1 pseudogene is annotated in these 292 nt (G+C 70.9%); it reads left to right on the forward strand.

The features are described from left to right. Window positions 1–63 precede the first annotated feature (63 nt). Window positions 64–292, forward strand: a pseudogene (locus AC5RWA_RS21615) (hypothetical protein); the annotation flags it as partial.

Genomic DNA, 292 nt, shown 5'->3' on the forward strand with positions numbered 1-292 from the left:
CCGGGCTTGCCGGCCAGCTGACCGGGGTCATCACCGCCCGGCTGCGGGAGGAGATTCGCCGCCATGCCAAGTAAATCCCTGTCCGGCTCCGCGCCCGATGCCGCCCCCGCCCCTTCGCCGGACGGCTTTCGTCCTGCGGACGAAGCGTCCGGCTCCGACAGGCCCGATGCCACTCCCTGGGCGGCATCGGGCGCTGCGCCCGCATCCACTCAGCACGTCCATGCCGCTTTGACGAGGACTTCCACCGGGAAAGAGGACCTGCGGGAACTCGAGTCCGGGCTGGACTCGCTGC

It is taken from the genome of Arthrobacter sp. 210 2, from assembly GCF_059093025.1.